This is a genomic window from Hydrogenophaga atypica (assembly GCF_042665215.1).
GTDB lineage: Bacteria > Pseudomonadota > Gammaproteobacteria > Burkholderiales > Burkholderiaceae_C > Hydrogenophaga > Hydrogenophaga defluvii_A.
The window spans coordinates 17116-27296 of record NZ_JBHTCA010000035.1 but is presented as its reverse complement, the minus strand read 5'-3'; the positions used below and the strand labels follow the sequence as shown (position 1 = coordinate 27296).

The 10181-nt window shown below is 60.2% G+C and carries 10 protein-coding genes; 1 reads left to right on the top strand and 9 read right to left on the bottom strand.

Annotated features, from left to right (window positions below):
* Window positions 1-815: IS5-like element ISCte5 family transposase (locus ACFQPB_RS22000; protein ID WP_382228073.1), on the top strand; the 815-nt coding region annotated here is incomplete at its 5' end.
* A gap of 139 nt (window positions 816-954) precedes the next feature.
* Here ACFQPB_RS22000 and ACFQPB_RS21995 read toward each other — a convergent pair.
* The 9 genes from ACFQPB_RS21995 to ACFQPB_RS21955 all read right to left on the bottom strand — a co-directional run bounded on the left by ACFQPB_RS21995 (window position 955) and on the right by ACFQPB_RS21955 (window position 10134).
* Complete coding sequence (locus ACFQPB_RS21995; protein ID WP_382228071.1) at window positions 955-1389, bottom strand: hypothetical protein; 435 nt, start codon at window positions 1387-1389, stop codon at window positions 955-957.
* 7 nt (window positions 1390-1396) lie between these two features.
* Complete coding sequence (locus ACFQPB_RS21990) at window positions 1397-3430, bottom strand: phage integrase family protein (protein WP_382228069.1); 2034 nt, start codon at window positions 3428-3430, stop codon at window positions 1397-1399.
* A gap of 265 nt (window positions 3431-3695) precedes the next feature.
* Complete coding sequence (locus ACFQPB_RS21985) at window positions 3696-4163, bottom strand: hypothetical protein (RefSeq protein ID WP_382228066.1); 468 nt, start codon at window positions 4161-4163, stop codon at window positions 3696-3698.
* Between the two features lie 12 nt (window positions 4164-4175).
* Window positions 4176-4577, bottom strand: a complete 402-nt coding sequence (locus tag ACFQPB_RS21980; protein WP_382228063.1) for a single-stranded DNA-binding protein — start codon at window positions 4575-4577, stop codon at window positions 4176-4178.
* Between the two features lie 82 nt (window positions 4578-4659).
* Window positions 4660-5202 (bottom strand): hypothetical protein, encoded by a 543-nt coding sequence (locus ACFQPB_RS21975; protein WP_382228061.1) that lies wholly within the window; start codon window positions 5200-5202, stop codon window positions 4660-4662.
* Between the two features lie 86 nt (window positions 5203-5288).
* The gene (locus ACFQPB_RS21970) at window positions 5289-6476 is read right to left on the bottom strand and encodes a PFL_4669 family integrating conjugative element protein (protein ID WP_382228058.1); all 1188 of its coding nucleotides are present in this window, start codon (window positions 6474-6476) and stop codon (window positions 5289-5291) included.
* A gap of 29 nt (window positions 6477-6505) precedes the next feature.
* A complete protein-coding gene (locus ACFQPB_RS21965; RefSeq protein ID WP_382228055.1) occupies window positions 6506-6937 on the bottom strand; it encodes a hypothetical protein in 432 nt (143 codons plus the stop codon).
* Between the two features lie 199 nt (window positions 6938-7136).
* Window positions 7137-9332, bottom strand: a complete 2196-nt coding sequence (locus tag ACFQPB_RS21960; protein WP_382228052.1) for a hypothetical protein — start codon at window positions 9330-9332, stop codon at window positions 7137-7139.
* 133 nt (window positions 9333-9465) lie between these two features.
* Entirely contained in the window at window positions 9466-10134 is a 669-nt protein-coding gene (locus ACFQPB_RS21955) for a hypothetical protein (RefSeq protein WP_382228050.1), read from the bottom strand.
* Between the last annotated feature and the right edge of the window lie 47 nt (window positions 10135-10181).

The window sequence follows — 10181 nt, the reverse complement described above, 5'->3', positions numbered from 1 at the left end:
GGTTCGTGGGCCTGAACATCGAGGACAAAGTTTGGGACCACTCCACCTTCAGCGCCAACCGCGAACGCCTGTTCAACGAAGACCTGGCCCGCGCCTTCTTCGAGCGCGTCAAGCTCAGCGCCCAGTGGGGCCGGCTTGCCAGCGACGAACACTTCAGCGTGGACGGCACGCTGATTGAGGCCTGGGCCTCGCACAAGAGCTTCAGGCGCAAAGACGACGACAGCGGCACGCCGCCCGGGCGCAATCCCGAGGTGGACTTCAAGGGTCAGGAGCGCTGCAACGGCACCCACGCCAGCACCACCGATGTCGATGCCCGGCTGTTCAAGAAGAGCGCGGGCGACAAATCTCGCCTGTGCCACATGGGGCACATCCTCATGGAGAACCGCAACGGTCTGATCGTGGATGTGGAGATCACTCATGCCAACGGCACCGCCGAGCGCGAAGCGGCGCTGGCCATGCTGGGGCGCCGGGGCAACAGGAACAAGCGGGCCACGGTCGGCGCCGACAAGGGCTACGACAGCAAGGCCTTCATCAAGGGCTGTCGCCGGCTCTTGGTCACGCCTCACGTGGCGGCCAAGGACAAGCACTCTGCAGTCGATGGCCGCATCAAGCGCCACGAGGGCTACAAAACCAGCCTCAAAGTGCGCAAGCGAATCGAGGAGGCCTTTGGCTGGATCAAGACAGTAGGCGGTCTGGCCAAGACCAAATTGATCGGTCAGGCCAAGCTCGCGGGCCAGGCGCTGCTGTGCTTTGCCACCTACAACCTGGTGCGCATGGGCAGTCTGGGCGGTTGGTGGGACGCGCATCATGCGTGAACCATGGGATACGTGCGCCCGGAACGGGCAAAACGGCCTGCAAACAGGCCGAAATGGCCGCTCCAATCGCTGCGCAGGCCAGTTTGGGCGATCCGTTTCTTCGAAATCCACGACCCTGGCGCGTTCGATGAGCATTTTTTCAACGGCCTGCTAAAACGCCTGAGACGGTTGTTGGGAGTCCGTTTAATGACAATAGGAATCGACCAATTACAGTGCGATGGCTTCCGTCTCCTATGTAATATCGCCCGTCAACCAAGTAGAAAGACCAACCCGGTTTTTTTTCGTCTTTAGTGTAATAGCTCGGGTTTTCGACCATGTACCTTAAATACCGTCGAATATGCTGCAACTCTGCAAATTCCCCACCAGGCGGATTCCCAAGGAGATCAATCCAGGAGCGCCCCCCGTAAACTGGATGGGTAGTGCCCGCAACTTGGGACAAGTCTACGCTTGCAAAACTGTGCTCTATTTCAGGCACCCCGGATGCTCTGTATTCATGGTCGGCAAATCGCTCAAGCTTCGTATATGCGAATGTAGGCATCGACAATGCCAAAAGCTGTTTAAGATCGGTATTCATTTTCATATCAATTTACTTTGATGCCTGCAAACAAGTCCGGCAGGGCTGCGATGGCCCGTGCGCGGCTGGCCATGTCGGCCGTGACATAAATGCCCGTGGTAGCAATGGACGAATGCCCCAGGAGTTGCTGGACTGCCGGCAAATCGCCTTGCGAGGCCTGCAGCACTTCATGTGCAAAGGTGTGGCGCAACCAGTGACATGAAGCGCGGTAAAACGTGCCACGCAATTGCGGATCAGAGGTCGAGCTGGCCACCTGGCGAAAGAAACCCTTCAAGACCCGATGTACCCCTGCAGCGGAAAGAGCGCCACCCGATCCCGATACCGGCTCCGACTCGCTGTACCGATTCCGCGCACGTCCAAAGCTTGATGCGAGGCTGGAGACCAGCGGCACATCTTCACCTGGCAGAGTGAACAGTCCACCGTGGTAAGCGACGCCCACCCGGTCGGCCGCATGAGCACGCAACGCAGCCAGCACAGACGGCTTCAGCGGCACCAAGCGTTCAACGCGTCCCTTGCCCATAACTTTGAGCACCTGACATTCACTGTCGCCACTTCGTGCGAGTTGGATGTCCCCCCATGTGGACGCAGACAACTCGGACAGGCGTACCCCTGTGGTCTCCAAAAGGGCCAGCAAAGCCACCAGGCGGCGCTTGGCGGGGTTTTCGGCCATACGGTGAAGGCAGCACTGCATCAACTCGATGTGGCTGCGTGACAAGCCTCGCAGAGCATCGGGGGCGCGTTTGGGCGCTCGCCAGTGGCCCAGGTAGGCAAACGGATTGGCCAAAAGGTAGTGCGTTTGCACCAGGAAGCCATACAGGTTGTTGATAGCAGCCAAGGCGCGTTGAATGGCAGGCCCGCCCAGCGGGCCACGCATGGGCGCCCAGTCCACAGCATCCCGGCGACTCGGCAGAGGATTGACCCAGTGTGAAGGCGGGTTCTCCAGGAAACGAACGTGCTCCAGTGCATCCTGTACGGTCAGGCCAGCCAATGACTTGCCCTGCTCGTGCGCCCACCAAAGCAGACGCTCCACGTCACGCCGATAGGCCCGCTGTGTGTGCGTTGAGCGCAGCGTCAAGGTGTCCAGCCAGGCCTGCAGCGCTTGGGCGTCAGTCGAGGCGCCCAGGGCGTTTGCCCCACCGGCACGCAAATCCAGTTGATCTCGCGTTGGCGTGTCCACGACCAACCGCATAACACCTCGTACCTCCGTCACCGGCACCGAAGGCGACGCGGGGCGCAGGCTGCCCATGCCTTCCAGCACCCTGACACTCAACGTCACGCCCAGACAAGACTCGTGATCCAACAGCCATTCGAGGAGACGCCTGGCGCGGTCCACGCCCAGGCCTGGCACCCCACGATGCCACAGGCGGCCCCTGGCATTGATGCCATCCACAAGGGTGAACAGGGTGGGCATGCCACTGGCCACCAGTCGCTTGGCCACGGTGGCGCTGAACCACTGCCCGACGTGATCTTGCGGTGTCGGCCGCACGGCACACAAGGACTGAAGATGGTCCAGCGCGCAGATCTGCTCGGCCCGCTCGACCGAGCCACGCCTGCCAGCCGCTTGTTGTTGCCGCTCCAGGAACAGCTCTTGCAATTCGCGTTCGCTGTACATGTCAGCGTCGAACTGCTCGGCAAAGGCCTCCAGCGATTCGGCTTCCTCACCTGTCCCATCCGACGATGTACCCGAGACCTTGGCCAAGGCTTTCGCCAGATCATTCTCCCCACGCCCCTGCAGCTGAGCCACCATGCGCGCGCGTAAGGCTTGCTCCAGCGCGCCTGCGGCTGAGGCATCCACCTGATCGACGGGCAGATACCTCCGTGCGGCCGACACGACATCGACACCTTCGGCCACTGCGCGCATGAACGCGAAATCATGCAGGCGCAGCCCATCGAGATGGATGAACTGACTTGGACCAGACGGTCGCCCCCGCTTCCGGGGTGCGCCGATTAAATCCGCGCTCAAGATAACGTTCATTATCTTGATGGCGGGAAAAATGCCACTTCGCCACGTATGACAAAGGACAAAAACCAGTGATTGCAAAAAGTCATTTGAAATCAATCACTTAAAAGGGTGGGCGGGTACTCCGTGGTAGATTGCCGGTGTGGGGTCAAAGCTCTTGCCGGAGCTGCCCACACCGTCCGTTCAACACAACCACATTCAAGGAGTACCCACCCATGAAATACGCACACTCAGCCTCTGCTCCGTCCTCCAGAGCGTCTGAATCAGAACATCCCCAGTGCCGTGGATGTGCCGCAGAAATGAGCATCTGGAAGAACATGTACGTTTGTTTCGCCTGTCACCGCAGTCAACCGCTCGGCGTGGCCTCTGCTCGGCAGAGCGCCATCGCATCAGACAAGTCGCTCATGGCCCGCGTCAGGAACTGGATGGCCTCATTTCGATAGGCCACCCACTCCTGCTGTTTTCCGTGGTTTGCCGGAAAAGGATGCAACTCAAGACAGAACCGCAAATCGTCTGGCTTGCGCTGAACCACAGGGCTCTGTGGACCGGTATCTCCCGGAAAGAACCCCCAGAACCGCCAGTAATACCCCGCCTCAAAAGCGCTCGTGACGACTTGACTGACCGGAAACGCACGTCGGTGATCGCTGACGTGCAGGTAGATGTAGGGGTGTTCCAGAGAAGGATTGACCCATTCATCCCGTCGCAACCCCCAGTATTCAGGGCACAAGCCAAAACGCGCAACCTGCTGAGCCAACTCGTCCAGGCCTGGTAGCTCGCCCTTGTAGTGAGGGCTCATGTTCACCGGGATCAACATGTTGGTGACCGCTCAAGCCTCTGCCGGCTCACTTTCGGCTTGCCGCGCCCGAGGCGCCGCAAAGGTGATGCTCTCGACACGCGAGAGCTGCAGCGTGACATCCTCGGCCACCACCTTCAGCACCTGGACCTCTCGGCCGTCGTCGTCACGACCGGTGTACTCACGTTCCTCTCCGATGACCAGGACACGGGCGCCCTTGCGCAGCAGCTTGGCACAAGCCTCGGCCTTGGGGCCATAGATTTCCACCTCCCGCCAGAAGCCGCCGACCTGCTCGACCTGGCCCTCCTCGTTCTGACCGTAGCGACCAAACATCACCCGCATGCTGGCCACAGTGAAATCGCCATTGCGGCCCGGCAAATGCTTCAACTCAGGCGATCCCGCCAGGTTGCCTTTTCCGATGAACATGTTCTGCATTTTTCTCTCCCTCGGTGCGTGATGAAAAGTTGTCCCGGCTGCACCAACACCGAGACCCTCAAGAACCCCCCCCAGATCCCGTTCAGGCACTTACCCCTTCAGGAATAGGCCTGGCAAACAGGTAGGGACTCGAACGACTGATGGCTTTGCGCGTTGCCTTGATCGACGTGCGAACTTCGATGTGGCGCGCATTGAGGTGGTCAGCCTTGATCGTCACGCTGCTGTACCAGTCCCGGACTTCCGCCGTGAAACCCAAAGTCATTGCCTTGGCCTCGTCCCAGGACAAGTGCTTCTTTGACCCACCCACGGCACGCCACCGAAGAAAAGCGGCACCGGTCCGATTGATTCGGTGAAGCATCAAGTACAGGCCTGCTCCCTGAACCTGCTTGGTCAGATCACACAGTTCGCGCATCTCCTGCTCCAGGCTGTCAATCTCAGCCAGGTATTGCCGCAGAGCATGGGCTTTGCCCCTACCCTTAAAGGCTTTTGTGTCAGCCGGTTCTTGACACGATTCGACCTTCATCTGCTCCCTCGCCCACATCACTGGATTGACAGCCTCCTGCCCAGCCGAAGTGGAACGCCGAACCCTTTCATCAACCGCCCTTTCAACAACCATGCCTTTCACCCTCTGCCTTTCTATGCACCAGTGCATGAGCCCTGCCGCAGATTCCTGACCGTTCCTGTGATTGCCGCAGCCACCAACGCCCGCGCTCACGCGACCCCTGCCGCAGTTTCCTGTTCACTCAGCAGCGCCGCACCCTCGCCACTTACCGTTGCCACAGCTTCATCGGCTTGCAAGCCCTCTTGTTTGGCCAGCGCCGCGCCCACCGTTTGCAGCAGGCTCCTCTCTGCCGGTGTGATCTGCAGGCGACGGCGCGAATGGCGCGGTTGCAGCTTGGTGGAATAGATTTCGCTGGGCACCATGCCGAACACCCCGACAGCGAACTCCACGCGAGCTTTGCTATCTGCGGCAGCATCAGGAATGAAGTCGGCTCGGCACAGACCCTTCATTTCGGCACGCATGAGCCAGCGATCAAAACGGGCCGTTTCATTGAACACGCGGCGCACAAAGCGGGTCAGTTCGGTGATGGCCTGACGCACCTGCTCATCGGAACGGATGTTCTTGCGGGCCAGGGTCTTTTGGACACGAACGTAGTAGTCGAACTCAGCAATCAGGGATGCCACAGCAAAGCCGTAGGGCGACTTGAAACCCAGGTTCAGTACCTTGGGGTTCTCCGAGCGCAGCACCGACAGCTTGATGCCCCGGCTCTGCTGTTCCACCAACTCCTTCTCAGCCGCCTGAAGTTCACGGCGCAGACGCCGCTGGACTTCCTTGATGGTCTGCTCATGCCGCAGCAACGCCCAGTCGGCGTAGGGGTTGTCATTGCCTGTTGCATCCCACAGCGCTTTCAAGGCTGCTGCCACACGCTTGCCACCGATGATGGCGGGGTTGTTGGTCCCAGGCTCCTTCGCCCGTCCCATGAACATGCGATAGGCCTCCTTGGTGTGGATGCTCATCTGGTCAGCTTCCTCATCGACCAGTGCACCCAACTCGTCCAGACCACGTGCTTCGGCATGATCCACAATCTTGTCGGCACCCCGGTGCGTGCGGTGCTGGGCGCGCAGCTTTTCCAGCTGGTTCTTGCGCTCATCCAGTTCGACGTAGCGGTCGTACAGCGGATCGCTTTCGTCCATGTCACCAGCCAGGAAGTCGGCCAAAAACGCTTCTTCCTTCGCAATGCTGTACCCGTCAGCAAACGGCGAGTTCTTCTCTGTCTCAAACTTCATGCGACCAGCGGGAGCCACAACAGGCTTGAGCAGCAGACTGGCGGGCACCGCTGAGACCGGAGGCACCACAGTAGCGGCATCCGGTTGCTTCTTGGTTTTGGTCGATGGCATGTGGTTACTCCTTGATTTGAGAGATGTGCTTATTGAAGAACTTGGGCCGACGATTCATCGGCCGGACTGAGTGATTCGGCCATGGCGCGGTCAGCAGCCCAGGCCTCCAGGAATGGGAACTCCCGCGCAGACAAACCGGGCAGACGAGAAGGCAGTGGTTGGCGCAGGAATGCAAGAACCGCATCCCGGTTGACGGTCACATGCGTGCGGGTGTTGGCGTGAACACGGATGTCGATAAGGCCCAGATCGCTCAGACGGTCGAAAGAGCGTTGAACGGCCAGTCTCGGAACCTTCATGTGCATCTTGTGCAGCGCAATTTCACCCGCAGTAGTCTTCACTTCTTTCAGGTCCGCTTGGTCTGAGAGCAACGCCATCAAGACGCAGACATCGGTGTACTTTTTCAAAACGTGCATCAGGTGCACAAACAAGACCTGACTGGATTGCTCTTGAACTTCGTTCATCACCATCTCCCATCGAATTGGACAAACTGGACGAGCCGACGTGTATCGTTTCGACTCACGTGGTAAGGCTTACCGTGTGTATCGTTATGAGTCACGTGGTAAGGCTTACCGTGTGTATCGTTATGAGTCACGTGGTAAGGCTTACCGTGTGTATCGTTTTGAGTCACGTGGTAAGGCTTACCGTGTGTATCGTTTTGAGTCACGTGCCCTCCTTGTTGTTGACGTAAGTAGCGCGCAGCGCCCGCAACCGCTCCAACGCATTTCGCTTGATCGCCTCCGCGTCTTCGCTGTTGGCCTCAGTCAGAACTGGAGCCGCCTGGACGGTTGTGCCCGCGTCAGTCAGGGTCACGCCACGAGAAGCCGCATCGATGTGGTTCTTGACGTACTGACGGCGAGCCCGCTCAGCAGCCACTTTCTCGGCCATGGCCAGCACCACGCCACCCTGAACGAAACGCTTCGCCAAGCCGTGCATCCAGCCGGCCGGGTTGTGAATGGACTTGGCCGTGCTCTCCATCTGGCCCGCCAACTCATCCAGCAGCGCCTGCCGGTCGGCGGGTTGCACTTGCTGCAGGGCATGCAGCACGCCCGGATGCCAGTCCTTGGCCAGGTTGACCGGAAGAATCAGGTTCTGACACTCGACGGCCTCAGCAGCAGCCACCACAGCACCCGCTTTGCTCTGCGGTTGAGGCCCATCCGGCATTGCAGGCTGGGCAGGTTCGGGCTGCTGGATCGGCGCCTGGATTTCGGCGGCGTCTAGGCGCTTTGATGCCCGATTGGCGCCTACCCCCTGGGATGCAACCGAAACGCGCTCAGCGGGCCGAATTTCGGCCCCAGCGTTGATTTCTGCGTCAAGGCCTTGGGTGACTTCCGGCTGGGTGGCTGGTTTTTGGTTCGAAACGATGTGAATCGCACGACGACGACTGGGTGTGACCCGAACCGGGGTCTTCGCCGACACCGGAAAGTTATCCACAGGGTCGGCCTCGCGCGGGAGAGAGAAGGTATCTGTAGTCGTAGTATTTGTTTTAAATACCACTTGTATATAGTTTCGACAAAACGGCACGTCCAGTTTCGACAAAACGGCATCTTGTCCATCAAGTTTCGACAAAACGGCATCGTCAGAAATAGGGTTTTCTGACGTGACGTTTTGCTCCATGGCAGTGGCTGCCTGAGCCTCGGCTTGAATCGAGTCGCCGCGCTCGTCGCGCTGCGTGCGTGTGAAGGTTGCGGTGTGCACCGCGTACCCGGTCAACAGGGCGTGGCCCTGGCCGAACAACTGGGCCGCAGCCATAAGGCGGGTTCCAGGTTGACGGACAGTACCGCCATTCAAGAGCAGGGACGCAGTGGCCCCTTCTTGTCCCGAACCCTGCACAGCGCCCGATTGCAATCCCATCGGGCCAAACAAGGGGATCTGCCGATGCTTGCGCTTCGATCCGCCGCTGGCGATCAACGGCGCGCCAACCTGGCCCGATTCATTGGAGCCGATCAGCACTTGCGTGCTGGTGGCCACGACCGATTCGGTCGCAGGAACTGGCGTCGGCCGGGCGGCCAGCGTGGCTTTGCGTACCGGCAAAGGACGCGCATCCTGCGCACTCAGGCAGGCCAGCACAGCGGTCAGGTTGACCTTAACGTGAATCAGGCGCTGCCCGCTGCGGTCGCCGCTGACCTTAGCCTCTTGAATGAAGCCAGCCGCTTTGAGCTTCTCGCGCGCATTGCGCTGTGTCTTGGGACCAAGGCACAGCGCGATACGAACATCGTCCAGATTGACAAGTACAAAGCCATTGGATGCCCCGGCGATGGTGGGCACCCCGGCAGATTTGGGATGGGCTTGGCGTGCGCCCTGTGCGACAAGCTGGCGTCGCTGCTGTTGCAGCAGCCAGGACATGTAGAGGCCTGCTGCGGTGCTGCCCACCACATCGGCCAGCGGCTTGAAGAACTGCACGCTGCTGGCCAGCCAGGGTGACAAGGCCTCCAGGTTGAGTTGACTGCCCGAGGGCAAGGGCACACCCAAGGCGTTGGCCTTGGACATGCACAGGGCCAGTCCAGGCAGGTTGACCCGGTAATGAAGCTGGGCGGGTTTGCCCACCAGGGCCTCACTGATCAAGCCTTGGCTTTGCAACAGCGCCCTGACCGTCAACTGCTCACGCTGGCTCAAGCCTGTGGCCTTCTCCCAGTCCCTGGCAGTCATGAAGAACCAGCCATCACGGTGCCGGTTGTGCCTGGCCAAGTGCCGCGTCCAATACAGGGCGTGGCCGAGAAACAGTGCCGCCTTGAAGTTGTCCAGGTACTGAGCCAGAACCGGGTGGAACTGGATGTAGCCGCGTGCGCTCAGGTTCTCAATGGCGGTCTCGATCTGATCGGCCAAACCGTCGGTACGCCAGTTCGGCGTGACCGCCATGGGTGGCACGCCCGTGGCGACCGATCCTGATGCCAATGGCTCACTGGAAGCCCTGCGAGCTTCGGCACTGAACGAGAGGGCTTGTCTCAAAAGCATGGACGTTGAGCAGCAGGCCTGCGAAGTACCGCTGAGTTCAAGCCCTGACAGCTGCAGTCGGCGCCTGGTGCCGCAGCGTTTGCAGGCTGGGCACCTCGTGGAGCTGCCGTTCCTGCTCTTGCAGCTCCAAGGCCCGTGCGGTGCGCTGGGCACTGGCCAACAGGCTGTCGATCAGGACGGCCACATTGAGGCGGTAGACCATGACCTGTTGACGGCTGCGACGCGTGTCCATGAGCAGGCCCTGGCGCTTGAGCGCATTGCGCGCGAGAGCTTGTTGGGCCTTGGTCAGTGCGGTCTCCTGCTCATACTCATGCTCGGACGCGGAGAACACGAATTCGCCATGCTCATCCACGGGCTGTTGACCGGCCATCTCGGCCTGCGTCAACTTCTGCACCGCGTAGGAAAGCCACAGGGCGGTGAGCACGTTGCCTGTGATGTCCACATACACGCGATGGAAGGACACGGGCGCTTGCCCCATCACATCGAGCAGCATGGCCTGGCCCAGCAACGGCACGTCACTTGGGGACTGCAAGCCAGTGGTCTGGCTCAGGCGCTCGCCCGAGGGCTCGCTGTCGCCCTGCCCCGCCCATCCCACCAGCCGAAGCCGTGACGTATCGCGGCGATGCTTTCGATTGCCACCGACCGGCGTTGCGCTCGGCTTGACTGGTTGCGCTGCAGAAGAACGTGCATCGGCGGTGGTGGTCATGGCGGACTCCATTGGATGGGGATGGGAGCAGACTTAGAGAGGTCAGA

Bases quoted from the DNA above. Each gene is read 5' to 3' on its own strand.
- ACFQPB_RS21970 (WP_382228058.1), bottom strand. From the start codon at position 6,476: ATGCCATCGACCAAAACCAAGAAGCAACCGGATGCCGCTACTGTGGTG.
- ACFQPB_RS21955 (WP_382228050.1), bottom strand. From the start codon at position 10,134: ATGACCACCACCGCCGATGCACGTTCTTCTGCAGCGCAACCAGTCAAG.
- ACFQPB_RS21980 (WP_382228063.1), bottom strand. From the start codon at position 4,577: ATGCAGAACATGTTCATCGGAAAAGGCAACCTGGCGGGATCGCCTGAG.
- ACFQPB_RS21995 (WP_382228071.1), bottom strand. From the start codon at position 1,389: ATGAATACCGATCTTAAACAGCTTTTGGCATTGTCGATGCCTACATTC.
- ACFQPB_RS21965 (WP_382228055.1), bottom strand. From the start codon at position 6,937: ATGAACGAAGTTCAAGAGCAATCCAGTCAGGTCTTGTTTGTGCACCTG.
- ACFQPB_RS21960 (WP_382228052.1), bottom strand. From the start codon at position 9,332: ATGGCGGTCACGCCGAACTGGCGTACCGACGGTTTGGCCGATCAGATC.
- ACFQPB_RS21985 (WP_382228066.1), bottom strand. From the start codon at position 4,163: ATGTTGATCCCGGTGAACATGAGCCCTCACTACAAGGGCGAGCTACCA.